The following is a 24,782-nucleotide window of genomic DNA, read 5'->3' as shown; positions in this document are numbered from 1 at the left end:
CTTTCTGCGCCTTGATCTAGCTGCGGGCATGCTTGCCGATAAAGGTTTCAACCGCTTTGAGCTCGGGCTCGATTATCTGGAAGCGCTCCTCCCTGTGCATCACATCAGCAAGCCACGTCGGAAGCGCCGGGTCAATACCGGAGGCGGATTTTACGGCAGCCGGGAATTTCGCCGGATGGGCGGTCGCAAGCGTCACCATCGGCGTATTAGGTTTTTCGCGCTTGGCGGCAACGAAGACGCCGATCGCTGAATGCGGATCGAGCAGATAGCCGGTTTCAGCATAGGTCTTGCGGATCGTTTCCGCCACTTGGCGTTCGCTCGCGCGGCCGGCCCGGAAATCCTTCCTGATGAATTTCAGTGCTTCGGGCGAAATTTCGAAACCATTGGATTGCTTGAGGCTTTCCATTGCGGCGCGAACCTTGGAGGCGTCGCGGTCATAGGCTTCGAACAGCAGCCGCTCGAAGTTGGAGGATATCTGGATATCCATGGAAGGCGAGGTGGTGGCCTTTACCGCCTTCATGTCATAACGGCCGGTCTTCAGCGTCCGCGCCAGGATATCGTTCTCATTGGTGGCGATGACGAGCTTGTCGATCGGCAGGCCCATGCGCTTGGCGCAGTAGCCGGCGAAGATGTCGCCGAAATTGCCTGTTGGCACTGTGAAGGAGATCTTCCGGTCCGGTCCCCCGAGCGCCACCGCCGTCGTGAAATAATAGACGATCTGGGCCATGATGCGCGCCCAGTTGATCGAGTTGACGCCCGAAAGCTTCACCCTGTCGCGGAAGGCCGCGTCATTGAACATGGCTTTGACGAGGGTCTGGCAATCGTCGAAATTCCCCTCGACGGCAAGCGCATGCACGTTGCCTGATGTCGACGTCGTCATCTGCCGCTGCTGCACCGGCGAGACCTTGCCGTGCGGGAAGAGGATGAAGATATCGGTGCGTTCGCGGCCAGCGAAGGCATCGATCGCAGCGCCGCCCGTATCGCCTGAAGTGGCGCCGACGATGGTTGCCCGCTCGCCGCGCTTTTCCAGCGCATAATCCATCAGGCGGGCGAGAAGCTGCATCGCCACGTCCTTGAAGGCGAGCGTCGTGCCGTGGAACAGTTCCATGACGAAGCTGTTCGGGCCAGTCTGCACCAATGGCGCGATCGCCGGATGGCGGAAGGTGCCGTAGGCATCATCGATCATCGACCGGAAGGTTTCGTCCGGAATTTCGCCATTGGTGAAGGGCGAAAGGATGGTGAAGGCGATCTCCTGGTAGCTCTTGCCGCGCAGCGCCCGGATTTCCTTTTTGGAAAAGCTCGGCCATTTGCGGGGAACGTAGAGCCCGCCGTCGCGCGCCAGACCCGTCAGAAGGGCGTCGCAAAAGCCGAGGGAAGGGGCCTCGCCACGGGTCGAGATATAGTCCACGGTCGTCATCCTTGATCTATGGCTGGAGAAATTCGGCGCGCAAACGGGACGCTGCCGTTCCGCCGAAAAGTGGAGGCTTAACGGCCTGTCGGGGCAGTGTCGCAGGTATCCTATTGAAGTTGCCCGCATCCGGCGCCGAAAAGTGCATCAAAACGGTGCTTACCCAATCGATTTTTCTTTGCGCCGCTGATATAGACCATCGCCAACTGTCATGAAAGGCCTTGCGCGAAAGTCGCAAGAACCTGCAGGAACCTAGAAGAAAAGCGTTTGCAAGGGGTGGAATATCGTGCTCGGCAAGGTCTCTCGTCTCATCGTTTCCGCATCGCTTCTTGCGGCTCTTGCCGGCTGCAATTCGCTCGGCCTCGGCGGCGACAGCAAGCCTGAAGCTGCAACTGCGAGCAGCGGCCCCGCTCCGCTTCAACCGAACGGCAATGCCCAGATCATGCCGGTCGCGCCGACCAACCCTTCGTCGAATCAGGCACCGATCGGCACCGGCGTCACCGCACGAGGCAACGTCGCCCCCGTCGTGCAAGGCGCCTGCCCGCAGATATTCATGCGTGACCAGGACGCGATCTATCGCACCTATGCCAAGGGCGCAAAGACCGGCGATCCGCAGCAGGTCGTCTTCCAGGCGTCCTTTAGCGACTACACCCGCCAGTGCACCCTGAACGATACAGCGCTTTCGATGACTGTCGTGGCCAAGCTTCGCCTCGTCGCCGGTCCGGGCGGTACTCCGGGTCCGGTTACCCTGCCGATCCGCATCTCCGTGCTGGACGGCCAGGACGTGCTGTCGTCGGAAGTCATCAATTTCCCGACCGAAATTCCGCCGGGCGCGCCGGCAGCTCAGGTCATCTTCCGCCACGAAGGCGTCAAGATGCCGGTCGGCTCCGGCGCGCTGGTTCGCGTCAACGTTGGCTTCGATACCCAGCCAGCCAAGAACGCCAAAAATTCCAAAAAGAAGAGCAGCTAAGCAATCGGTTGCTCGCGACCTAATGCAGTTGGAGACACCGTGGCGACGCGGGATGTGCGGCTGCGTGACTAGCGATCATTCGGATGTGAAAGAGCCCCGTAGGTCTACGAGCTCGACGTTCAGCTTGTGTAAAGACTAGAAGGCTGTGCCCTAAAGCACGCCTTCCCATTCCGCCAGCGCGGCGACCACGCCCGGCAGATCGTTCATCCGCGAGATGACCGTCTCCGCACCCGCATCCGTCAGCTTGTCGGCATGCGAGAGGTAAGTATGCGAGCCGCCGGTGAACCCGATCACTCGCATGCCCGCAGCGCGCGCGGCATGGACGCCATGGGTGGAATCTTCGACGACGACCGTTTTGGAGGGTGGAACGCCCATCTGGCTGGCGCCGTGGAGATAGATATCCGGCTTCGGCTTGGCGCGGTCGGGGCCGAGATCCTTTGCTGAGAAGATATTGGGCGCGAAGAGCTTCTTCAGGCCGACCTTGCTCAGCATCATGTCGAGCCGCCGGCTCGAGGAGTTCGAGCAGATGCAGCGCTTCATCGACAGGCGGCTGACAGCAAATTCGACGCCGGGAATGGCCTGGACCTCCTGTTCGAGCCGGATGTCCAGAAGCTTCTGCGACTGATCGATGAGCGATGCAGAGAGTGGGATGCTGGCTTCCCGTTCGATCTGGAAGAGGATGTCTTGCCAGGTGAGGCCAGCAAAACGTTCGTTCATCTCCTCGACGCTGATCGGATAGCCCGCCTCCGTCAGCAGCTTGGATTCGACATCCGCTGCGATGATTTCGGAATCGACCAGAACGCCGTCGCAGTCGAAGATGATGAGGTCGAAGCCGTCCATGTACTCGTGCCTTATTCGGGGATGATGCGGCTTTACACGATGGTAGCCGAAAGCTCAACCGGCGACGGGGCATGGCTGGATTGCGCGGCGCGGGCAGCTTTGCGGGGAGCAGCTTTCATGCCACCTCGACAAGCCTTGCAGGGCTCGCTACTGGATGACAATGAGCAGCGAACCCGAAGACAACACCATCGCCGCGCGTATTGCCCGCGTGCTTGCAGATCGTATCGTGCATGGTGAACTCGCTCCCGGCGCCCGTCTCCGGCAGGACCACATCGCCGAGGAATTCGAGACCAGCCATGTGCCGGTGCGCGAGGCCTTTCGCCGGCTCGAAGCGCAGGGCCTGGCGATCAGCGAGCCGCGCCGAGGTGTGCGCGTCGCCTCCTTCGATCTCGCCGAAGTGCGCGAAGTGGCGGAAATGCGCGCCGCCCTCGAAGTTCTTGCCCTGAAGCACGCCGGCCGCCACCTGACGCCCGCTATCCTCGATGCCGCAGAGGAGGCGACACGCGAGGGGGATGCCGCTGCCGATGTCCATGCCTGGGAAGACGCAAACCGCCGCTTCCACCGCCTGATCCTCACCCCTTGCGCCATGCCGCGCCTGCTGGCTTCGATCGACGACCTGCATGCGGCAAGCGCCCGCTTCCTGTTTTCAGCCTGGCGTTCGGGTTGGGAAAAGCGGACCGATCACGACCATCGTGCTATCCTTGCCGCACTTCGCCAGGGCAAAGCCGATGAGGCTGCCGTCATCCTGCAGAAGCATGTGCAATGGATCGGACGCGCTCCGCAGCCCGCCCAGAGGGGCGGCGAGCGGGAAGCCTTTGCTATCGTCGGCTGAATTCCAAAATTATAGATAATTTCACAACGGTCGAGATGTGCTCATTTTACGGCCGTTTCGGCGCTGCTGCGCTCGTCTATGCGTCGGCCGCATTCGAATCCGCACGCCTGCTCTTGCGCCGCGTAAGAATCTCCGTCATCAAATAGATGGGAATCAAAAATTATCTATAATTTTGAAAAGGAGAATTCATGTCCCTCTCTGACCAGTCCCGTACAATCGCTTTCGATCCGTTGCGCCTGTCCGCACGGTCGATTGTCGTCAAATATCTCTTCGTTCTCGCCGGCACGCTGGTGCTGGCCCTTGCCTCGCAGATCTCGGTGCCGATGGTGCCGGTGCCGATCACCATGCAGACCTTTGCCGTCACCATGATCGGTGCGCTCTATGGCTGGCGTCTCGGTGCGCTCACCGTCCTCGCCTGGCTCGGCGAAGCCATGCTCGGCGCACCGGTACTGGCAAACGGCTCCAGCGGTCTTGCGCCCTTTGCCGGCCCGACCGCCGGTTATCTCGCCGCCTTTCCGCTGATGGCGCTGACGGTCGGCTGGCTCGCCGAGCGCGGCTGGACCGGTGACAACGTCGTGCGCAGCTTCACCGCGCATCTTGCCGCAAACATCTTCTGCCTCGCCCTCGGCGGCCTCTATCTCGCCTCTCTGATCGGCGCGGAAAAAGGCTGGCTGCTCGGCGTTGCGCCCTTCATCCTCGGCGGCGTGCTGAAGTCCGCACTCGCTGCGGCGGTGCTCAAAGGCATCCGCATGTACGGCGGCCGGACAGAACTGCATTGACCGTCAGGCTGCGCGCCCATCATCTGCTCTGCATGCTGACGTTCGTCGGCGAAGGCTACACTCCGGCCTTCACCGCCAACTACCGCCGCATCGCAGAGCGCCTCTCGGCCGGAGAGGAGATCGAAATCCTCTCCGGCCCAGACGATATCTGCGCGCCCCTGCTGTCCGAGGCTTCTGCGCATTGCCTCCTGCCTGGTCCGAAGGCCAGGGATGAAGCTGCCGCCGAGGCCGTAGGCAAACTTCTAGGCGTCCGGATAGAGCAGGGAAGTCGCCTTATTCCGGATGAAGCGCTGCTGAAAAGATTACGCCGCGCCTTCGCTGCCGATACTATCCGTAATGCTTGCGAAGATTGCGAATGGAGCGAGCTCTGCGGCACCGTCGCGCGCAATCACTTCAGGAACACGTTGGTTGCGCCCTGCTAGTTTTCCAGCGGAAACAACTTCAGAAACTGACGCTCGCCTTCCGGTGAAAAGACTACCGAGCGGCTTTCCGGCATTCGCCGCGCCCAACCCTTTTCCATGAAATTCGAAAGCAACGCCTTGCCGAGACTGCCGGCGAGGTGGGCGCGGCGTTCGCTCCAGTCGAGGCAGGAGCGGCAGAGCGGCCGGCGCGAGGATTTGAGGCTGCCGACATCGATGCCGATGCACTGCAGATCGCTCTCGCCCTTGGCCGTCACCGCGAGCCCGTCGCCGATGGCATCGATCGATCCCGACGCAACCAGGCTGTCCAGCATGCGCACGCCAAAGTCGCCGGCGAGATGGTCATAGCAGATGCGCGCCTTGCGCAGCGCCGGATCCTTAGGGCCGGGCTGGTGGCGCAGATGCCCCCGGCTAGCCGCAAATCCCATCATGCTTTCGATCAGCCGCGCTACGGCCTCATCGGCAAGCGTGAAGTAGCGGTGCCGCCCCTGTTTACGCTGAGTCAGCAGCCCGCCGGTTTCGAGCTTCGAAAGATGAGTGCTTGCAGTCTGCAGCGTTATGCCGCCGGCTGCCGCAAGCTCGGTTGCCGTCAGCGCACGACCACCGGTCAGCGCCGCGAGCATATTGGCGCGTGCCGGATCGCCGATGAGCGCGCCGATCTGCGCTATGTCGGGTCCTTCTTTCATACTTCGATCGTAACCGAAGCATTCTCGTACGGCAATATGCGAAACTCCTCTCATACGAAAGGAGAAAACTGATGATCACCTGCTTCATCCGCTACGAGATCGACCCCTTCCGCAAGGATGCCTTTGCCGAATATGCCCGCAACTGGGGGCAGGCGATTCCGAAAAACGGCGCCGATCTGATCGGCTACTACGGCCCGCATGAGGGCTCGGCAACAACGGCTTACGGTGTCTACAACATCGAAAACCTCGCCGCCTACGAGGCCTATCGCGCACGGCTTACAGCCGATCCGCTCGGCAAGGAGAACTATGAATTCGCCCGCCGCGAACGCTTCATCCTGAAGGAGGACCGTATCTTTCTGAAGAACGTCTCGGCCCCGCATGCGATGCTGGTGCTGCCATGATCGCCGTCATCTTCGAAGTCATCCCCTATCTCGGCGAGCGCCACAAATATCTTGATCTCGCCGGCGAGCTCAGATCCGAACTCGAAAAGATCGACGGCTTCATCTCGATCGAGCGCTTCGAGAGCCTGACCATGCGCGGCAAGATCCTCTCGCTTTCCTTCTTCCGGGATGAAGAGGCGGTGCAGAAGTGGCGCAACCGCGAAGCCCATCGGGCGGCGCAAAAAGCCGGCCGCAACGGCATTTTCGCCGACTATCGCTTGCGCATCGCCCATGTCGTCAGGGACTACGGCATGAGCGATCGCACGGAGGCCCCTGACGATAGCAGCCAGTTTCACATGCAGCAGGCGGCGGAATGAATTCGAAGCGGGCCGATCCGTCAGTCCGCCTCTCACTTTTAGCCAAGTGGAATAGTTTTTTCCCGAAACGGGGCGGTGCTTCAGGCTTTGGTAACCAACTTGCGTAACCATAACGGACAGTTAAGCGTAAAGCGTATGAGTGAGTATCCACATGGCGTCTGTATTTCCGCTTGCCGACCTCAAGACTTCCGTCAAACCGGGCTCTTGGATCGACACGATCATCAAGGGTGATTGCGTTGCAGCCCTTGAGGCTCTTCCAAGCCAGTCCGTCGACGTCATCTTCGCCGATCCGCCATACAACCTCCAGCTCGGCGGCACGCTGCACCGGCCGGACCAGTCGTTGGTCGATGCCGTCGATGACGACTGGGATCAGTTCGCCTCCTTCGAGGCCTACGACGCCTTTACCCGTGCTTGGCTGCTCGCCTGCCGCCGCGTGCTGAAGCCGACGGGCACGATCTGGGTCATCGGATCCTATCACAACATCTTCCGCGTCGGTGCCACGCTGCAGGATCTGAACTTCTGGATCCTCAACGACATCGTCTGGCGCAAGACCAACCCGATGCCGAATTTCAAGGGCCGCCGCTTCCAGAATGCCCATGAGACGATGATATGGGCAAGCCCGAACGCCAAGGCCAAGGGCTACACCTTCAATTACGATGCCATGAAGGCTGCCAATGACGACGTGCAGATGCGTTCCGACTGGCTCTTTCCGATCTGCAGCGGCAACGAGCGCCTGAAGGGCGACAACGGTAAGAAAGTCCACCCGACACAGAAGCCGGAAGCCTTGCTCGCCCGCGTCATCATGGCTTCATCCAAGCCTGGTGATATCATCCTCGATCCCTTCTTCGGTTCGGGAACGACGGGCGCCGTCGCCAAGCGTCTCGGGCGCCACTTCGTCGGAATCGAGCGCGAGCAGGATTATATCGACGCGGCCTCCGCCCGCATCGCCGCCGTCGAGCCGCTCGGCAAGGCAGAACTGACTGTGATGACCGGCAAGAAGGCCGAGGCGCGCGTCGCCTTTAACGTGCTGGTCGAAAGCGGCCTCATCAAGCCCGGCCAGGTGCTGACGGATGCCAAGCGGCGCTATAGCGCCGTGGTGCGCGCCGATGGCACGGTCGCCGCCGGCGGCGAGGCAGGCTCAATTCATCGCCTTGGCGCGAAAGTGCAAGGCCTTGACGCATGCAACGGATGGACTTTCTGGCACTTCGACGACGGGCAATCGCTGCGCCCGATCGATGATCTCAGGTCCGTCATCCGCAGTGACATAGCAAAGGTGGGTTGAGCGGCATCCTTGCAAGGCCGAACGACCTCTTCTTCCGGTTTGTACCTCCAGTTACGGAAGAGGCAATAAGAGGCCCGGGGCAGTAAAAACCCCGGGCCTCCTGTTTCCAGGCTCTTGCCGCTTCAAAACTCCTGGTAATCAGTCACGTCGACGCGCGTGACCTTACCGTCCTCGTTGAAGGTGATCGTCTCCTCGCCTTCGCGGATCAACGGCTTTCCGGTTTTGCTGTGCGTTGCCCGAACGGACCACACGGCCCGGCCCGAAAGCGGCGTCAACGTCTCAACCAGCGAATTCTCCGCGGTCTGATCAGGATAATCATCGAAGTAGCGGCGGAAGGCGGCCATGATCTCGGCCCGGCCGGCAAGGCTGCCGACACCGTTGGAGACGTAGGTCGCGTCTTCGGCAAACCAGTTCTCAATCTCGGGAAAATCGAGATCGTTGATCGCCGCGTGGAAACGGTCGATGGCCTTAGCGGGATCGAAAGACATGGCTCAGGCCTTCAGTCCATAGGTGGCGAGATCGGCGCGCAGTTTGTCGGCGCCGGTAAAAAGCACTGCGTTCCAGCCGGCAGCCTTGGCACCCTCGACATTGGCAGGTGCGTCATCGATGAAGATCGTCGCGGCCGGATCGAGATCGAAGCTCTTCACATGCGTCTCATAGATCGCGATATCGGGCTTGATGAGGCCGACATCGCCGGAAACGGTCACGCCGCGCGGCTTCTTGAGGAAGGGGAAGCGTTCCTGCGCCTCGCGGAACGTGTCGGAGGCAAAGTTCGTCAGCATCGTCACGTCCCGGCCCTCGTTGATAAAACCTTCCATGATCGAAACGCTGTCTTCATAGGCATGCGGCACCATCTCGTGCCACTTCTTGCGGAAGGCGCGGATATGCTCTTCGCGGGCCGGATGCTGTTCGATCAGCAATGCCTCGGCGTCGGCCCAGGTGCGGCCGCGGTCCTGCTCGATGTTCCAGTCATGCGTGCAGACATTGGCAAAAAACCAGTTGCGCTCGGCCTCATCGGGAATAAGGCGGCTGAAGGGAATATGCGGATCGTAATGAATGAGAACTTTGCCAATATCGAAAACGATATGCTTGATGTCGTTTGCCATAGTCATCCCTTGGCTGTTTTGAACGCGAGAGGAATAGCCGCTGCGATCGCTTTTTTCATGATGGTTGGCAGCGCCTGAGCTTCAAGATTTATAACCGGCTCCCACCATCCGTTATTGGTCTGCACGGGCGCAAGGACTGTTACGCGGAAGATCGAAAGCCTGAGCTCGAAATGCGTGAAGACGTGGGTGACGCTGCCGGCGCTCTCCCAATCGGCCTTGAAGGGCGCCGCTTCGGCTGAGGTCTCGCCGTCCTGCCGCGCAGTCCATGCCGTCGTCGGAATTTCCGTCATGCCGCCCAGCAAGCCGCTTTCGATCCGCCGCCGAAGCAGGATATCGCCATCGGAGGTGACCGCCACGAAGGCCGCACCCCGCCGGATCGGCTTTTCCCTCTTGGCAGCCTTGACCGGAAACTGCTCAGGATCATGCAGCCTGAGCGCCTCGCACGATCCGTTGAAGGGACAGAGCGAACAGGCCGGTCGCTTCGGCGTGCAGATCGTGGCGCCGAGATCCATCATCGCCTGGGCGAAATCGCCGGGCCGGTCGGCTGGCGTCAACAGAGCCACTTTCTGGCGCATCAGCGGCTTGGCGGCTGGAAGCGGCGTGGCGATGGCATAGAGCCGCGAGATCACCCGCTCCACATTGCCGTCCATCACGGCCGCCTGCCGGTTGAAGGCAATCGCCGCCACTGCCGCCGCCGTATAATCGCCGATGCCGGGCAAGGCTTTCAGGCCCTCTTCGGTATCGGGAAAGACGCCACTATGCTGGCTCGCAACGGCTTCGGCGCATTTCTTCAAGTTGCGCGCACGCGCATAATAGCCAAGCCCCGCCCAGGCGGCCATCACCGCTTCAACAGGCGCATCGGCGAGATCCGTCACCGACGGCCATTTCGCCAGGAAATTGGCGAAGTAGGGTTTTACCGCCTGCACCGTCGTCTGCTGTAGCATCACCTCGGACAGCCACACGTGATAGGGATCGGCCTTGACGCCGCGCTTGGCCATCGGCGGCGAAACCCGCCAGGGCAGGTCGCGATGATGGCGGTCGTACCATTCGAGAAGAGGGGAGGCGGTCGGCGCGTCCGGTGTGCGTATCGTCATTATTTGCCGCGATCGGGGGAAGTGCTCTATACTTGGCGAAGCAACGCGATGGGATCAAGCCGGCCACCGCGACTGGATGCCGTTTACCAAGGTTTCAATGAGTAATCCACGCAAAGATGGGAAGCAGATTTCCGAGCTGACGAACGGCATCATCGATCCCGTTCTCGCCCGTCGTGCCGGCATCAACAGCGCGCTCCTCGGTTCCTGGGACGAAATCGCCGGCGAGGATTTCGCCGATTGCACCCGACCCGAAAAAATCGCCTGGGCGCGCGGCGGCGATGACGGCAGCTTCCGCCCCGGCGTGCTGACCGTCGCCTGCGAAGGCGCACGCGCCCTTTTTCTGACCCATGCGCAGGGCGAGCTCATTCAGCGCATCAACAGCTTCTTCGGCTTCGCCGCCGTCCACCAGCTCCGCATCGTCCAGAAGCCGGTCTATCAGCCGGTTAAGCGCTCCCGAACACCGCCGCCACTGAGGGGTGAGGCTGCCCGGAAGCTGGAGAATATGATGCAGGGCTTGGAGGACGAAAAAATCAGACAGGCGATTGCTCGCCTCGGGACGGCGGTTCTCGGTAAAAAGCCGTAGCAAGCCCATGACGGTCACCTCGGGCTACCAGCAGAAAAGCGTCGAGGCGGGGCGAAATATGCCTTCCGGGAATGATTGAGTTGTCCACTGATCTGCGGTTTCGTCTTGCGCAGGTCACAATTCTTTGAAGAAAGTTGGCGAAGCGTGCCTTGTTCGTGGCTTCTGGCCGTTATATCGCACAACTAGCTGCCACACTTGTTTATGGGGAACCCATGCGCATCTCTGAAATGCAACTGACGAAACGCCAGCTTCTGGGCGGTGTCGCCGCCGCAACCGCGTCCATGGCGGTATACGGTACGGCGCAGGCAGCCGCCGAAATCCCGAAGCCGGATGGCGATGTCGACATGGCCAAGGTCATGACCCCTGGCGCGCTACCGGAAATGGCGCTGGGCAAGACCGATGCTCCGGTCAAGATCGTCGAATATATGTCGATGACCTGCCCGCACTGCGCCCACTTCCACAACACCACCTTCGATACGATCAAGCAGAAATACGTCGACACCGGCAAGGTCGAGTTCGTCCTGCGCGAATTCCCCTTCGATCCGCGCGCTGCCGCCGCCTTCATGCTCGCCCGCTGCAATCCGCAGAAGCCTGAAGAGCTCGCAACGCCGGAACAGTATTTCCCGATGGTCGCAATGCTCTTCAAGCAGCAGCAGGTCTGGGCTGCCGCCGATGATGGCCGCGCCGCGCTGCTGCAGATGTCGAAGCTTGCCGGATTTACTGAGGATAGCTTCACGAAGTGCTTGACGAACCAGAAGCTGCTGGATGAAGTGAATGCCACGCGGGAACGGGGTTCCAAGGATTTTGGCGTCAACGCCACGCCGACGTTCCTCATCAATGGCAAGCGCTATTCTGGAGACATGCCGGTTGACACCATGTCGGCCCTCATCGACAGCCTCCTCTGATCCGTGCCGTTTTGCGAAGGCGGGCGACGGCGAAAGCCGTGCGCCCGCTTTTTCGTTTGGTGAGGCCGTAGCATGAAGTTCAACAAGCTCCGCCTTGTCGGCTTCAAATCCTTCGTCGAACCGACTGAATTCATCATCGAGCGCGGCCTGACGGGCGTCGTTGGCCCGAACGGTTGCGGCAAATCCAATCTCGTCGAGGCCCTGCGCTGGGTCATGGGCGAGAATTCCTACAAGAACATGCGCGCGTCAGGCATGGACGACGTGATCTTCTCCGGCTCGGGAAACCGGCCGGCGCGCAACACCGCTGAAGTCGGCCTCTATCTCGACAATGGCGAGCGCACCGCGCCTGCGGCCTTCAACGACAGCGATGAAATTCAGGTCACCCGCCGTATTGAGCGCGAGCAGGGGTCGATCTACCGCATCAATGGCAAGGAAAGCCGCGCCAAGGATGTGCAGCTGCTCTTTGCCGATGCCTCCACCGGCGCCCGCTCTCCTTCCATGGTTGGACAGGGGCGCATCGGCGAGTTGATCGCTGCAAAGCCACAGGCTCGTCGCCAGCTCCTGGAAGAAGCGGCGGGCATCTCCGGCCTGCATTCCCGCCGTCACGAGGCCGAGCTTCGTCTGCGTGCCGCCGAAAGCAATCTCGAGCGTCTCGACGATGTCACCTCGCAGCTCGAAAGCCAGATCGAGAGCCTGAAGCGGCAGGCCCGCCAGGCAAACCGCTTCAAGACGCTCTCTGCCGATATCCGCGCCCGCGAGGCAATGCTATTGCATATCCGCTGGATGCAGGCGAAGGAGGCTGAAGCCGAGGCCGATAGCGCGCTCAGTCAGGCAACCGTGGCCGTCGCCGAAAAGGCGCAGATCCAGATGGATGCGGCAAAGAATCAGGGCATCGCCGCCCTGAAGCTGCCCGAATTGCGCGAAGGCGAGGCGAGGGCGGCTGCCGCACTCCAGCGCCTGCAGATCGCCCGCAGTCAGCTCGAAGAGGATGCCAACCGCATCCTGCGCCGTCGCGACGAGCTTACGCGCCGTCTCGCGCAGCTTTCCGAAGACATCAGGCGCGAGGAACGGCTCGTTGTCGACAATGCCGCCATCCTGGCAAGACTCGATGCCGAAGAGGCCGATATCGTCGAAATCCTCGCCGATTCCGGCCGTTATGCCGAAGAGACGCGGCAGGCTTTCGAAGAGGCGGCCGCAAAGCTCGCCGACAGCGAACGCCTCTTCACCAGCCTGACGGCAGAACGTGCTGAAGCCGCTGCCGGCCGCAATCAGCTGGAGCGCGCCATCCGTGATCTCGCCGATCGCAAGTTGCGACTTGAGCGCCAGATGGACGAAGCAAACCGCGAACTTGCCGGCATCGAGCAGAAGATCGCAGTTCTGCCGGACCCGGACGAGAAGCGAGCGATGGTCGAGGCGGGCGAAGTGGCCCTAGCCGAGGCCGAGACGACAATCCACTCCGTCGAGCAGGCACTTGCCATGGCACGCGAGACGGAAGCGCTCTCCCGCGCTCCGGTCGAGCAGGCGCGCGGCAAGCTCAACGCGCTGGAAACGGAGGCCCGCACCATCCAGCGCATGCTGGCCGGCGCTGCAGCAGGCGAGTTTCCGCCCGTCGCCGAGGAGCTGAAGGTCGATCGCGGATTCGAGACGGCACTTGGTGCCGCTCTCGGAGACGATCTCGAATCCCCGCTTGATCCGAATGCGCCTGCCCACTGGTCGGAGAACGGCGATGGCTCTGGCGATCCAGCGCTTCCCACTGGCGCCGAGCCGCTGCTGAACCATGTCCGCGCGCCCGCCGCGCTGATCCGCCGCCTGCGCCAGATCGGTCTGGTGGCTGATGCCGACGCGCCGCGTCTGGTGAAGGAACTCAAGGCCGGCCAGCGCCTGGTGACCAAGGACGGCGCCGTCTATCGCTGGGATGGTCACGTCGCCGGCGCGGACGCGCCGAGCGCTGCAGCCTTGCGCCTTGCCCAGAAGAATCGTCTTGCCGAGTTGGAAGGCGAGGTGGAGGTTGCCCGCGACGTTCTGACGGAGGCTGAGGAGCGTCTTGCCGCTGCCGCCGATACCATTCGCGAGCAGGAGCGCAGGCTTACCGAAGCCCGCGATATGAGCCGCTTGTCCGCCCGCCATCTGGCCGAGGCGCGAGAGGCGCTGGCTGTTGCCGAGCGTGCCTCTGGCGATCTCATTCGCCGCCGCGATGTCATCGCCGAAGCCGTCAGCCAGTTGCAGGCGCAGCTTGAGGATGTCGCCGTTCGGGAGGAAAATGCCCGCATCGAGCTGGAAGATGCACCTGATCTGACCGCGCTCGACGACCGGCTGCGCTTCCAGCAAGCCGAGGTCGCAACGGATCGCGGCGCGCTCGCTGAAGCCCGCGCCCGCCACGAGAGCCTGAACCGTGAAAACGAGGCCCGCCAGCGCCGCATCGCCGCCATTGGCCAGGAGCGTGAGACGTGGCGCCAGCGTGCAGCCAGCGCCGAGGACCACATCGCCACGCTGCGTGAGCGCGAGGAGGAGGCCCGAGAGGAGGCTGCCGAACTCGAAATGGCGCCTGATGAATTTGACGACAAGCGCCGCGCCTTGCTGACAGAGCTGCAGAAGGCCGACGAAGCCCGCCGCCATGCTGCCGATCTCCTTGCGCAAGCCGAACTGCTGCAGCGCGATGCCGACCACCAGGCGGCAACCGCGCTCTCTGAACTTGCCGAAAGCCGCGAGCGCCGCGGCCGGGCCGAGGAGCGCCTCGTCTCCGCACGCGAGAAACGGCAGGAGAGCGAGCAGCGCATTCGTGAGACACTGAACGTCCAGCCCCATGAGGCGATGCGCCTTGCCGACCGGCCGGGACTGCAGACGTTGCCGGATCCGCGCGAGGTCGAACGCGAGGTTGAGCGGCTGCGGATCGAGCGGGAGCGCTTGGGCGCCGTCAACCTTCGCGCCGACGAGGAGCAGAAGGAACTCAGCGAGAAGCTGGAAGCGCTCATCAGGGAACGTGATGACGTCATCGACGCCATCAGAAAGCTGCGCGGTGCGATCCAGAGCCTGAACCGCGAAGGCCGTGAACGCCTGATCGCCGCCTTTGATGTCGTCAATGCTCAGTTCCAGCGCCTCTTCACCCACCTCTTCGGCGGTGGCACGGCAGAACTGCAACTGATCGAATCCGACGATCCGCTTGAAGCCGGTCTCGAAATTCTCGCCCGTCCGCCGGGCAAGAAGCCGCAAACCATGACGCTGCTGTCAGGCGGCGAACAGGCGCTGACGGCCATGGCGCTGATCTTTGCCGTCTTCCTCACTAATCCCGCGCCGATCTGCGTGCTGGACGAGGTCGACGCGCCGCTCGACGATCACAACGTCGAGCGCTATTGCAATCTGATGGACGAGATGGCGGCCTCGACCGAGACGCGATTCGTCATCATCACCCACAACCCCATCACCATGGCCCGCATGAATCGCCTCTTTGGCGTCACGATGGCTGAGCAGGGTGTTTCTCAGCTCGTCTCGGTCGACTTGCAGACTGCAGAGCGTCTCCGCGAAACGGCTTGACGCGGCATTTTAATTAAAGACCAAAAAAGGTCACCCTGACATAGGGTACGTACCCCATTTGGGTGATGCTCTTTTGTGCGCATTGCATTAGAAGTTGTTTTATCGCAACCGGGCCGTTGCGGAGAAGTAGCAATCGGTCGTTGCGTACTGTGGAATTTGCAACGCTGTCTTCGGGCTGGGGTGGGGACCGAAGTCACAAATCCATATTGGACCCCCCGTCCGGTTTTCCTGGCCGGACGGAAACAAGGCTTTGCGGGACCGTTGTTGCAGTCCCGCAAAGCTTTTTTTGTGCGCATTCGCTGCGCCTCATGAGTTTCAATCGTTTGATTTCATAGCCTGCCAGGATTTATTGTGCAGCGCAACATTTCGCCGCATTTGTCGATTTTCATTTCAGCACCAGGGGATTAAGCTGGTTCCCGAAATGGTGTTGGGGGGAAGATGACCAAGTGGGTCTATACGTTCGGCAACGGGCAGGCTGAAGGCCGGGCGCGAGATAAGGAGATACTTGGCGGCAAGGGCGCCAATCTCGCCGAAATGTGCAGCCTCGGCCTCCCCGTTCCTCCCGGCCTCACCATCGTCAGCGAAGCCTGCACCACCTATTACAAGAACGGCCGCAAGATCGACCCTGATCTGAAAAAGCAGGTGCTCGCAGGCATTGCCGGTATCGAGGAGATAACCGACCGACGTTTCGGCGCGGGCAACCGACCTCTTTTGCTCTCCGTTCGCTCAGGCGCGCGCGTCTCCATGCCGGGCATGATGGATACGGTGCTTAACCTCGGCCTAAATGACGAGACGGTGCAGGCGCTCGGTCATGATGCCGGCGACGCACGCTTTGCCTGGGACAGCTATCGCCGCTTCATCCAGATGTATGCCGATGTCGTCATGGGACTCGGCAACGATCTCTTCGAAGAAATTCTCGAAGACGAGAAGGCGCGCCTTGGCCACGAATTCGATACTGAGCTCAGCGCGACGGAATGGCAGCATGTCGTTTCGCTCTACAAGGCGCTGATCGAGGAAGAACTCGGCGAGGCCTTCCCGCAGGACCCTGCGGTGCAGCTCTGGGGCGCAGTCGGCGCGGTGTTTGCAAGCTGGATGAGCGCACGTGCCGTCACCTATCGCCAGCTTCACAATATTCCGGAAGCTTGGGGCACGGCCGTCAATATCCAGGCCATGGTCTTCGGCAATCTCGGCAATGCCTCTGCGACTGGTGTTGCCTTCACCCGCAATCCTTCGACAGGCGAGAAGATCCTCTACGGTGAATTCCTGGTGAATGCGCAGGGCGAAGACGTGGTCGCCGGCATCCGCACCCCCCAAAGCATCACAGAGGAGGGGCGGATCGCCTCAGGTTCCGAGAAGCCCTCGATGGAAAAGCTGATGCCTGAGGCCTTTGCCGAATTCGGCCGTATCTGCGCCGAACTCGAATCCCATTACCGCGACATGCAGGACATCGAGTTTACCATCGAGCGCGGCAAGCTCTGGATGCTGCAGACGCGTTCGGGAAAGCGCTCGACACGGGCTGCCATGAAGATCGCCGTCGACATGGTGGATGAAGGTGTCATTACCGAGGACGAGGCCGTCCTGAGAATCGAGCCGTCGACGCTCGATCAACTCCTGCATCCGACTATCGATCCGCGCGTCAGCCGCCAAGTGATCGGCTCGGGCCTGCCGGCCTCGCCGGGGGCGGCCACCGGCGAGATCGTCTTCACGGCGGAGGAGGCCGTCGAGGCAGAGGCGGAAGGTCGCAAAGTGATCCTGCTGCGCGTCGAGACCAGCCCCGAAGACATCCACGGCATGCATGCGGCTGAAGGCATTCTGACGACGCGCGGTGGCATGACCAGCCATGCAGCCGTCGTTGCGCGCGGAATGGGCATCCCTTGCGTCGTTGGCGCCGGCACCATGCGTATCGATGCCCGCAACGAGCGGCTGATCGGCATTGGCGTGACGCTGAAGAAAGGTGATATCATCACCATCGACGGCTCCGCCGGCCAGGTGCTGAAGGGCGAAGTGCCGATGATCCAGCCGGAACTGTCAGGCGATTTCGGCCGCATCATGGCCTGGGCGGATGGCGCGCGGCGCATGACCGTGCGCACCAACGCCGACACGCCGGCAGATGCCCGCGCTGCCCGCTCCTTCGGCGCCGAAGGCATCGGCCTTTGCCGCACCGAACATATGTTTTTCGAGGGCGAGCGCATCCATGTCATGCGTGAGATGATCCTGGCCGACAATGAGCAGGGCAGGCGGGTAGCGCTCGACAAGCTCCTGCCCATGCAGCGGAGCGATTTCACCGGCCTGTTCAACGTCATGCACGGCCTGCCGGTGACGATTCGCCTGCTCGATCCGCCATTGCACGAATTCTTGCCGAAGACGGATGAGGAGGTGGCCGAAGTCGCCTATGCCATGGGGATGGAACCTGCAGCACTCCGCCAGCGTGTCGATGCGCTGCACGAGTTCAATCCCATGCTCGGCCATCGCGGCTGCCGCCTCGCCATCTCCTATCCTGAAATCGTCGAGATGCAGGCCCGCGCCATCTTCGAGGCGGCGGTTGCCGCAGCACAGGAAACTGGGGCCGCCGTCGTTCCCGAAATCATGGTCCCGCTCGTCGGCCTACGCTCCGAGCTCGATTACGTGAAGGCGAAGATCGATGCCGTGGCAGGGGACGTCATGTCGGAAGCCGGCATGCGCATCGATTATCTGGTCGGCACGATGATCGAGCTGCCGCGTGCCGCATTGCGTGCCCACGTTATCGCCGAGGCCGCCGAATTCTTCTCCTTCGGCACTAACGACCTGACGCAGACCACTTTCGGCATTTCACGCGATGATGCCTCCGCCTTCATCCCCACGTACCAGCGTAAGGGCATCATCGAGCACGATCCCTTCATATCTCTGGATTTCGATGGAGTAGGAGAGCTGATCCGCATCGCAGCCGAGCGCGGCCGCCGCACGCGCAACGATATGAAGCTCGGCATCTGCGGCGAACATGGGGGCGATCCCGCTTCGATCCGTTTCTGTGAGACGATCGGCCTGGACTATGTCTCCTGCTCACCCTTCCGCGTGCCGATTGCGCGGCTTGCAGCAGCCCAGGCCGTGATCTCGGGCGCTCAGTGACGGTAGCGATAATAGCGCGGATAAACGTAGGGACCGTTCAGATTATAAGCCATGTCCGCCATAACCCAGTCGCTATCGTAACGGGCCTGGGCGCGGCGGTCGAGATCGATGCGCTGCAGGCAGTTGGCAAAGCCGTCCGTTCCGCGCTTGAAGCCATAGCCGAGGCAGGTCTGTTCATCACGTGCCCGGCGCTCCTCGGGCGTCAGGGTCTGGCAGGCGGCAAGCCCGGCGGCCAGGACGGCAAGAAGCGGCAGAACATAGGGTCGCATCGGTCTATTCCTTGAGCATGAACCTCTCGCCAAGAAAATCCATCTGCCTGCTGTCGTCAACCGACCTATATCAGGCCGCTCCCGCCGGGTCGCCAATCGGCAGCAGCGCCGGATCAAGCGGCCGGCCTTCCGGGTTCTTCGGCTCTCTCGGGTGCTGCGCCGGATCCACCGGCGGCTTTTTCTGAATTCGATAGGGAATATCAGGGGTCGGCTGCGGACCAACCGGCGGTTCGGCGCTTGGTGTGGGAACTGGATCTCTGTTCGGCATGATTGCCTCCTTCGTTAGGAAAGGAACGGCAGGATGCAGGCTTGGTTCCACTTTCGCCGCCTTGCGTTCCTATGTAAGAGCAAAGATAGCAGCACTGGAAAGAGCACCATGGCGATCCGCGACCGATTCTCGAAGAAACTCACCTGTCCGCAATGCGGCAATAGCGGCTTTGCCGAAGCTTCCGAGATCGACGACGCCAAACGCAGAAATCCGGACTTCAAGGTGGATCAGCTGCCGCGCGGCTTCTTCGTGCAGCGCCCCTCGGTCCATCAGGAAACGTTCATGTTGAAATGCGAATGCGGACGCAAGTTTCCCTTCCGCTCGCTGGCGGAAGCCGCAGCCGGGCGCAACTAAAGCATGTCGCGCAAAAGTGTGCAGCGGTTTTGCGACAACGACATGCGTAAAAACAAAGACCTAAAGCGGAGCGAGCGGATCTGAAAGATCGCGACGCGCTTTAGGATGTCGCGCAAAAGTGTGCAGCGGTTTTTGAGGTAACGACATGCGTAAAACAAAGATCTGAAGCGTGGGCAAGCGAACCTGTAAGATCGCGTCACGCTTTAGAATTCAGATCCGTTCGAGGACCTCGACAAAGGCATCGGCGAAACGCACCAGATGTTCGCTGTTTTCATCGGGCGCCTGCATGCGGATCTCCGTGCCGTTCTGGTCGAGCAGGGCCAGAACCACCCGCATCTTCTTGTCCGAAGTCGGGATGCGCAGGACCGCGATTCGCCGGCAATCCTCCACAAGGCCCGCCGCCGGCAGGTCGAAGAGAAATTCGCCGCCGGTTTCGATCGCCGCTTTGCGCACAACTTCACAAAAGCCGGCCTCGCCGCCCGCATAGCCTTCCAGCGAGAGTTCGAGTTCGAGAAGCTCTAGCGGTAAGAGGGGTTCGCCGCGCTCAATTCCGCCAAGCGAGGATGTCTGCTGCCTTTCCATCGTCTCGGACGAGATCATTTGTCTCTCCTGTTTCGTGGGACATGCATGAAACCCCGGCAGAATGGCCTTTTTACGGCGTATGAGCAACAGCTTATGGAAGTGGCCCAGCGTTTGGCATGGACCTTTAACGTGAATTGCGTCGGCAATGCTCAGACAAGAGTTTCAATTTAGACAAATTTTGCACTACAGCGCCGCGCGTCTTTTCAGATGCGTAAAGGACACTGTAGCACTTTGAATTACCGCATGATTTCATCCTTAAATCGATTCCGATTTAAGGAATTATGCGGTAGGAAAGTCATTGGCAGCAGGCGCCATTCGATGCGTCGTCGCCGACCAACCGGTAGTTTTGATGGCCATCCGTTTCGATCGTCCCGTTTCCAGCGCTGCCCGCTTTTCGCGACACTTCGGGGCGTTTGCGCTTGTGCTTTCGGTGGCGGTGCTGATTGCCCATCGCTTCGGCGGATTGGCGACACCCTATCTCGTCCTGGTGCTGCTCGTTTCCATCGGCTGTGCGATTCTCGCCGTCCTGCTTGCTGCTATCGGCCTGCGCAGCCTCTGGATGACGGGTGCCGAAGGCGGGCTGAACGCACTGGCGGCCCTCATCTATGCCGCCTTTCCGCTCGGTATCGGCGTTTTTGCGGCGGAGCGTTATGTCACCCTGCCGGCAATCTATGACGTGACTACGGATACGGCCTCCATACCCGACTGGCTGTCGCAGCCGCAGGCCGACCAGATCTGGCTGCCGCGTGATCCCGTCGTGACATCAGGCGATCGCGAGCGGCAGCTTGCCGCCTATCCGGAGCTTACCGGCCGCCGCTACGATGGCGCGCTCGACCGTGTTCTCGAAGCAGTCAAGAAGGTCGCCAAGCAGAACGGCATCACCATCACCAGGAGTGAAGGCGACACGACGCCCGGCCGCGAACTGGAAGACAAGCCCGTTCCGAACCAGCCGGAAAGCGGTGTCGCCGATTCGCCCGATGTCATCCCCGTGCCGACACCGCGCCCTTATGTGGATGATGTGGCAAAGCTGATCCGCGGCGCCAATGGCGTGGTTCTGCAGGGCACGACCCGCACCTTCATCCTTGGCCTGCGTTTCGACTTCGTCATCCGCCTGCGCGAAGAGGCCGAAACCACCTTTGTCGACGTGCGCGTCGCCTCCCGTTACGGCCAGCACGACCTCGGCTTCAGCGCCGAAGTGGCCGAGCAGTATCTTGGTGCCCTCGACTCCGAACTACTGGGGATCGCGGGTGGGTGAGCCCCGGTGCCGCAAAGCGGCAGTAATCGATCCAGTGGATCGATTACAGGGGCGAACGCCCTGAGCCATGCGAAGGGCCGGGATACGGTGAGACATATCAAAACGCCTTACCACAAACCTTTACTGGTATACGACGAGCCAGAAACCCCCGTGCGGCGCAAGCCTCACCCCAAAAACCTCTCCCGCACCTCAACCGTCGGCACCGTACAGCTCTCCCGCCGCCCGGCAATCCTGAACCTGTTGCGCGCAACCAACCTATAAGCCGCATCCGCAATCCGCCGCGGCACGATCCGCAGCACACCGGCCAGAGCCCACGGCATGCCGAGCCCCTCCAGCATCCGGATCGTCGCGTCCGATTTGTAATAGGCGTGACCCTTGTCGAGCAGCAGATTGGTTTCATAGTCCCGCGTCTCCAGCCCGTAATGCCGGTAGAGCGCTTCGCCGAGCGGCGTCTGGGCGACGATGAACCGGTAGCGTTTTTCCCTATCCCGCTTCAGCAGGAACTGTACCCAGCCGGAGCAGAAGACACATTCGCCATCGAAGAGGATCAGCGGCTTGTCATCCGCAAAAGCCGGCACTGAAGGGTCGTCGCGATAGCTGTAATCCGAATGCGCCGCCATCCTCAGCCCCGTGCCAATCGATAATGCGCAACAAGGGAAGGCGGCCTGTCGGCTGTTACCTCGCCGCGCTCCATTAGTTCCTCGATATGCGCCAGCACCGAAAGGGCTGCCGCACCATGCAGCCGTTTATCGGTATCGCGGTAGATCACCTCGACCATCTTGGGGATGGTGCCGTCTCCCGCCCGGATACGCTCGATGATAGAGCGCCCCCGCAGGCGCCGGTGTGTCTTCAACCCGCGCAGGAAAGGCGCAGGCGACGTCACCGGCCCTCCATGGCCGGGCAGCAGCAGGTTGTCCTCACGGGCAATCAGCTTGTCGAGCGATGCCATATAGTCCGCCATGGAGCCATCCGGCGGCGCCACGATCGTCGTTGCCCAGGCCATCACGTGGTCGGCCGAAAACAGGATGCCGCTGCCCTCAAGCGCGAAGGCCGCATGATTGGCGGTGTGGCCAGGCGTCAGCACGCCCGTCAGTGCCCAGCCGTCGCCGGAAATCGTCTGCCCGTCACGAATAGCGATATCGGGCACGAAATCCGTATCCGAGCTTTCGGCAAAGGGATTGATCTCGCCTTCGCGCAGCGGCCGCGAGGGGCGGTGCGGTCCTTCGCCAACCGTCAGTGCTCCCGTTTTTTCCTTCAGCCGTTTTGCAAGCGACGAGTGGTCCCGATGGGTGTGGCTGACGAAAATATGTGTCACCTGCCGGCCGGAAAGCGCTGCCATCAGCGCTTCGAAATGCGCCTGGTCCTCCGGCCCCGGATCGATGACGGCGACCGATGCACCGCCGACGATATAACTGTTGGTGCCGCGGAAGGTGAAAGGGCTCGGATTATTCGCCGTCAGGCGCTGGATGCCAGCTGTAACCGGAACCGCCCGCCCGTAAGCCGGATCGAAGAAAAGATCGAAGTTCGCGCCGGACATGTCTATTTATATTCGATCTCGATGAAGGACATGGGCTGGTCGCCTGCATTGACGACATTATGTTCGGTGCCGGCCTCGCGGCGATAGGCAGCGCCCTTGGCAACATCCACCCGCCGGCTTCCCTCGGCATCCTCGATCAGGAACTGGCAGTCGGTCATCGGCACGACCACATAGCCAAACTCATGCGTATGAACGCCGGTATCGGCACCCGGCTCGAAATCCCACTGGGTGATGCGCACGACGGCATCATCGAGGATCAGCGTCGCAAGCGCTGGCGGACGGGCGCGATATTGGCTCAACGGTGTCTCCATTGGCTGTGTCGATGCTTGAAGTCCTACCATGCCGGCATGGCGGCGCATACAAATATGACGTCGCAGTGAACTTAGTGATTGTGGCGCAGACAGACCTTTGCTAATCAGGCCACGTTTTGGCGAAGCGGCATTCGCTTCAGCTCTGGTGGGGCGTAGCCAAGCGGTAAGGCAGCGGTTTTTGGTACCGCCATTCCCTGGTTCGAATCCAGGCGCCCCAGCCATCTATATTTTTTTCTGTTATATTTCAATCACTTAGATTGCATTAGAGAAGGCTGGCCGTAACAGTTTTCCGCCACATTTAGCCGTAGCACGAGTGCGCTCTTCCCTGACAATGCGGACTATGCTCAATTCGTGAGTGGCATAGGGGGAAATCAGATGAAGGCAAGTAGATTTTCTATCGCCGTGACGGCGTTGCTAGTGTTTAGTTCTGAGAACGCATGGCCTTTGGTGAGTCGCAGACATGGAAAAGCTCATACCGTCCATCATCGGTATTATTATTGCCGCGATCGTCTATGGTTACTGGGATGCGAATTCAGAGAAGCGAGTAAACAACGCCGATCTTCGCGCGCGCGTCATCAACCCATGGGGACTCTACTTTGACTCTCAGGCCGACTATCAGCCAATGGAGAATGGACAACTGTTCATTCAGGTGAGTTGGTCTCAGCCGAGTAACGACAAGCGCGTGTCTACAATCCGCGTCAAAGGCAATGTGATGGATGGCACTCAACTTGTCGCCACCGTCAATGCGCCATGTCAGCGCGCCGGGAGTACATGGTTAGCTACCGGGAAGTGGTCTTTCAATGGGCAGACGAGCACTGATCTTGTCTGCTTTATTAGGATCGACAAGATTCTCAAGTCGAAGCTGGGTAATGATCCGATCCGCTGGGATGAGGCTAACGCCGATATCGCGAACATGAATATAAGTTATTCGGCTGATGTCGGGGCCGTGAACAAGCCGATGCGCTATGTCACATGGCTGAACGAACAGGCCGCTACGATCTACGAAACACTGAATGCGCCGTTTAAACGGGAATAGTATGCCTCAACAGGTCGGAATAGGATGCGTCCGGCAGTCGACCTTGCCGCCCCTCGGACCCATCTTGATAATACGCCTTATTCAAGCGGACAATCATGTAGGAGTGCGCCTTATTATAGCAGACGCGCTGAATTAGGCTGCTGCGGTCGATGTCATGGCAAGTGAATTGACCTGACGGCACGCATGCTCCGTATTTTGGACAAAGATCTTCAGCGCCCGCTGAGGAATATAATACGAACATAATTGCAGTAAGTATTGCGCGTTTCAAATGCCACTTCCTGATGGGTTTTTATCGTACGTTCGTTATTGGCATAAAAGCGCGGGAGTGCACAAGTAAACATAGACAGAATAAATATTCTAACTTAAAGTGTATTTCTGTCGCTATCGAGGTGGGGTGATGCCGATATCTCTATACACAGTCGCTGGGTTTTTCTACGATAACGGGTCTCTTCGTGGCAGCGACGCTCACTCGTCCAACTCGCAACCTCCCGTTGATCCTTACGATGGAGCCGGCGATACAAGTTCGCGACCCGACGTATGGAGCACGGAAAACTCCGACGGAAGTAACTGGATGGGGCCTGGCGATAATCAACCGGCTACGCAGAGCGGACCCCACGGAATGTATATGAATTTTGACCAAGCCCTTGACGACAACACTGAGTTAGTTGACGTCGACGACGGAGGCTCCGACCAAAGCGCTTCATACGACGATGGGTCGTCATCGTCCGTGGATCAGGGTGCGGACAATTCGCCTCAACCGCCCACCGATCCAGGGCAAGATTCATCGTCGTCGGATAATGGCTCGAGTTCGTCGTCTCAAGACAATTCGGGATCTAGTTTTTCGTTGGGATCTTCGGACAATTTTTCCGACTT

Annotated in this window: 26 protein-coding genes and 1 tRNA gene; 15 read left to right on the top strand and 12 right to left on the bottom strand. The window is 60.6% G+C overall.

Features of this window, described 5'->3' with window-relative positions:
- Positions 1 to 16 precede the first annotated feature (16 nt).
- Positions 17 to 1,417, bottom strand: coding sequence for a threonine synthase (gene thrC / locus FHT78_RS14820; protein ID WP_183745114.1), 1,401 nt, complete (start codon positions 1,415 to 1,417; stop codon positions 17 to 19).
- Between the two features lie 274 nt (positions 1,418 to 1,691).
- Here thrC and FHT78_RS14815 point away from each other — a divergent pair, with 274 nt between their 5' ends.
- The gene (locus tag FHT78_RS14815) at positions 1,692 to 2,378 is read left to right on the top strand and encodes a hypothetical protein (protein ID WP_183745385.1); all 687 of its coding nucleotides are present in this window, start codon (positions 1,692 to 1,694) and stop codon (positions 2,376 to 2,378) included.
- Positions 2,379 to 2,528: 150 nt separating this feature from the next.
- On the opposite strand, the gene FHT78_RS14810 is transcribed toward FHT78_RS14815, so the two are convergent.
- Positions 2,529 to 3,218: an HAD family hydrolase gene (locus FHT78_RS14810; protein WP_183745111.1), complete on the bottom strand. Its 690-nt coding sequence runs from the start codon at positions 3,216 to 3,218 to the stop codon at positions 2,529 to 2,531.
- A 154-nt stretch (positions 3,219 to 3,372) separates the two neighbouring features.
- Between FHT78_RS14810 and FHT78_RS14805 the strand changes: the two genes are divergently transcribed.
- The 3 genes from FHT78_RS14805 (at position 3,373) to FHT78_RS14795 (ending at position 5,251) form a co-directional block, all read left to right on the top strand.
- On the top strand, positions 3,373 to 4,050 hold the full coding sequence (locus FHT78_RS14805) for a GntR family transcriptional regulator (RefSeq protein WP_183745108.1): 678 nt from the start codon (positions 3,373 to 3,375) through the stop codon (positions 4,048 to 4,050).
- Positions 4,051 to 4,238: 188 nt separating this feature from the next.
- Complete coding sequence (locus FHT78_RS14800; protein WP_183745105.1) at positions 4,239 to 4,829, top strand: biotin transporter BioY; 591 nt, start codon at positions 4,239 to 4,241, stop codon at positions 4,827 to 4,829.
- Complete coding sequence (locus FHT78_RS14795; RefSeq protein ID WP_183745102.1) at positions 4,826 to 5,251, top strand: DUF1284 domain-containing protein; 426 nt, start codon at positions 4,826 to 4,828, stop codon at positions 5,249 to 5,251. Before FHT78_RS14800 ends, FHT78_RS14795 begins: the two co-directional genes overlap by 4 nt.
- Here the strand turns inward: FHT78_RS14795 and FHT78_RS14790 are convergent.
- Positions 5,248 to 5,934, bottom strand: coding sequence for a metalloregulator ArsR/SmtB family transcription factor (locus tag FHT78_RS14790; protein WP_183745099.1), 687 nt, complete (start codon positions 5,932 to 5,934; stop codon positions 5,248 to 5,250). The genes FHT78_RS14795 and FHT78_RS14790 overlap by 4 nt on opposite strands.
- 71 nt (positions 5,935 to 6,005) lie before the next feature.
- On the opposite strand from FHT78_RS14790, the gene FHT78_RS14785 reads away from it, so the two are divergent.
- From FHT78_RS14785 to FHT78_RS14775, 3 genes are all read left to right on the top strand, one after another.
- Complete coding sequence (locus FHT78_RS14785; protein WP_183745096.1) at positions 6,006 to 6,335, top strand: NIPSNAP family protein; 330 nt, start codon at positions 6,006 to 6,008, stop codon at positions 6,333 to 6,335.
- Positions 6,332 to 6,691 carry an antibiotic biosynthesis monooxygenase gene (locus FHT78_RS14780; RefSeq protein ID WP_183745093.1) on the top strand — a complete coding sequence of 120 codons (360 nt, stop codon included), beginning with the start codon at positions 6,332 to 6,334 and terminating at the stop codon, positions 6,689 to 6,691. The genes FHT78_RS14785 and FHT78_RS14780 overlap by 4 nt, the downstream gene beginning before the upstream one ends.
- 151 nt (positions 6,692 to 6,842) lie before the next feature.
- Positions 6,843 to 7,973, top strand: a complete 1,131-nt coding sequence (locus FHT78_RS14775) for a site-specific DNA-methyltransferase (RefSeq protein ID WP_183745090.1) — start codon at positions 6,843 to 6,845, stop codon at positions 7,971 to 7,973.
- 122 nt (positions 7,974 to 8,095) lie between these two features.
- On the opposite strand, the gene FHT78_RS14770 is transcribed toward FHT78_RS14775, so the two are convergent.
- The 3 genes from FHT78_RS14770 to mutY are packed head-to-tail and all read right to left on the bottom strand — an operon-like array spanning position 8,096 to position 10,173.
- A complete protein-coding gene (locus FHT78_RS14770; protein ID WP_183745087.1) occupies positions 8,096 to 8,461 on the bottom strand; it encodes a nuclear transport factor 2 family protein in 366 nt (121 codons plus the stop codon).
- Between the two features lie 3 nt (positions 8,462 to 8,464).
- Positions 8,465 to 9,079 (bottom strand): HAD family phosphatase, encoded by a 615-nt coding sequence (locus FHT78_RS14765; protein WP_183745085.1) that lies wholly within the window; start codon positions 9,077 to 9,079, stop codon positions 8,465 to 8,467.
- Positions 9,080 to 9,081: 2 nt separating this feature from the next.
- The gene (gene mutY, locus FHT78_RS14760) at positions 9,082 to 10,173 is read right to left on the bottom strand and encodes an A/G-specific adenine glycosylase (protein ID WP_183745082.1); all 1,092 of its coding nucleotides are present in this window, start codon (positions 10,171 to 10,173) and stop codon (positions 9,082 to 9,084) included.
- Positions 10,174 to 10,270: 97 nt separating this feature from the next.
- On the opposite strand from mutY, the gene FHT78_RS14755 reads away from it, so the two are divergent.
- From FHT78_RS14755 to ppdK, 4 genes are all read left to right on the top strand, one after another.
- Positions 10,271 to 10,756: a DUF721 domain-containing protein gene (locus FHT78_RS14755; RefSeq protein WP_183745079.1), complete on the top strand. Its 486-nt coding sequence runs from the start codon at positions 10,271 to 10,273 to the stop codon at positions 10,754 to 10,756.
- Between the two features lie 212 nt (positions 10,757 to 10,968).
- The gene (locus FHT78_RS14750; RefSeq protein WP_183745076.1) at positions 10,969 to 11,661 is read left to right on the top strand and encodes a DsbA family protein; all 693 of its coding nucleotides are present in this window, start codon (positions 10,969 to 10,971) and stop codon (positions 11,659 to 11,661) included.
- Between the two features lie 72 nt (positions 11,662 to 11,733).
- Positions 11,734 to 15,192 carry a chromosome segregation SMC family protein gene (locus FHT78_RS14745; protein ID WP_183745073.1) on the top strand — a complete coding sequence of 1,153 codons (3,459 nt, stop codon included), beginning with the start codon at positions 11,734 to 11,736 and terminating at the stop codon, positions 15,190 to 15,192.
- 438 nt (positions 15,193 to 15,630) lie between these two features.
- Positions 15,631 to 18,297: a pyruvate, phosphate dikinase gene (gene ppdK, locus FHT78_RS14740; protein WP_183745070.1), complete on the top strand. Its 2,667-nt coding sequence runs from the start codon at positions 15,631 to 15,633 to the stop codon at positions 18,295 to 18,297.
- On the opposite strand, the gene FHT78_RS14735 is transcribed toward ppdK, so the two are convergent.
- Positions 18,291 to 18,566, bottom strand: coding sequence for a hypothetical protein (locus FHT78_RS14735; RefSeq protein ID WP_037105558.1), 276 nt, complete (start codon positions 18,564 to 18,566; stop codon positions 18,291 to 18,293). The genes ppdK and FHT78_RS14735 overlap by 7 nt on opposite strands.
- Positions 18,567 to 18,636: 70 nt before the next feature.
- Entirely contained in the window at positions 18,637 to 18,834 is a 198-nt protein-coding gene (locus FHT78_RS14730; protein ID WP_183745067.1) for a hypothetical protein, read from the bottom strand.
- 108 nt (positions 18,835 to 18,942) lie between these two features.
- Between FHT78_RS14730 and FHT78_RS14725 the strand changes: the two genes are divergently transcribed.
- Complete coding sequence (locus FHT78_RS14725; protein ID WP_183745064.1) at positions 18,943 to 19,188, top strand: hypothetical protein; 246 nt, start codon at positions 18,943 to 18,945, stop codon at positions 19,186 to 19,188.
- A gap of 210 nt (positions 19,189 to 19,398) precedes the next feature.
- On the opposite strand, the gene FHT78_RS14720 is transcribed toward FHT78_RS14725, so the two are convergent.
- Positions 19,399 to 19,788, bottom strand: a complete 390-nt coding sequence (locus FHT78_RS14720; RefSeq protein ID WP_183745061.1) for a hypothetical protein — start codon at positions 19,786 to 19,788, stop codon at positions 19,399 to 19,401.
- 331 nt (positions 19,789 to 20,119) lie between these two features.
- Between FHT78_RS14720 and FHT78_RS14715 the strand changes: the two genes are divergently transcribed.
- On the top strand, positions 20,120 to 21,025 hold the full coding sequence (locus FHT78_RS14715; RefSeq protein ID WP_183745058.1) for a DUF1499 domain-containing protein: 906 nt from the start codon (positions 20,120 to 20,122) through the stop codon (positions 21,023 to 21,025).
- Positions 21,026 to 21,189: 164 nt separating this feature from the next.
- Here FHT78_RS14715 and FHT78_RS14710 read toward each other — a convergent pair whose 3' ends face one another.
- From FHT78_RS14710 to FHT78_RS14700, 3 genes are read right to left on the bottom strand one after another with little or no spacing between them, the layout of a single operon-like run.
- Complete coding sequence (locus tag FHT78_RS14710; protein WP_183745056.1) at positions 21,190 to 21,645, bottom strand: DCC1-like thiol-disulfide oxidoreductase family protein; 456 nt, start codon at positions 21,643 to 21,645, stop codon at positions 21,190 to 21,192.
- Between the two features lie 2 nt (positions 21,646 to 21,647).
- Positions 21,648 to 22,562: an MBL fold metallo-hydrolase gene (locus tag FHT78_RS14705; RefSeq protein ID WP_183745053.1), complete on the bottom strand. Its 915-nt coding sequence runs from the start codon at positions 22,560 to 22,562 to the stop codon at positions 21,648 to 21,650.
- Between the two features lie 2 nt (positions 22,563 to 22,564).
- Entirely contained in the window at positions 22,565 to 22,861 is a 297-nt protein-coding gene (locus FHT78_RS14700) for a cupin domain-containing protein (RefSeq protein ID WP_183745051.1), read from the bottom strand.
- A gap of 158 nt (positions 22,862 to 23,019) precedes the next feature.
- On the opposite strand from FHT78_RS14700, the gene FHT78_RS14695 reads away from it, so the two are divergent.
- Both FHT78_RS14695 and FHT78_RS14690 read left to right on the top strand, forming a co-directional pair.
- A tRNA-Gln gene (locus FHT78_RS14695) sits at positions 23,020 to 23,094 on the top strand.
- Positions 23,095 to 23,333: 239 nt separating this feature from the next.
- Complete coding sequence (locus FHT78_RS14690) at positions 23,334 to 23,909, top strand: hypothetical protein (protein ID WP_183745048.1); 576 nt, start codon at positions 23,334 to 23,336, stop codon at positions 23,907 to 23,909.
- Positions 23,910 to 24,782 lie beyond the last annotated feature (873 nt).

Origin of the sequence: Rhizobium sp. BK196 (assembly GCF_014193255.1) — a bacterium.
GTDB lineage: Bacteria > Pseudomonadota > Alphaproteobacteria > Rhizobiales > Rhizobiaceae > Rhizobium.
The sequence above is the reverse complement of the archived record's forward strand: the minus strand, read 5'-3'. Positions and strand labels throughout refer to the sequence as shown.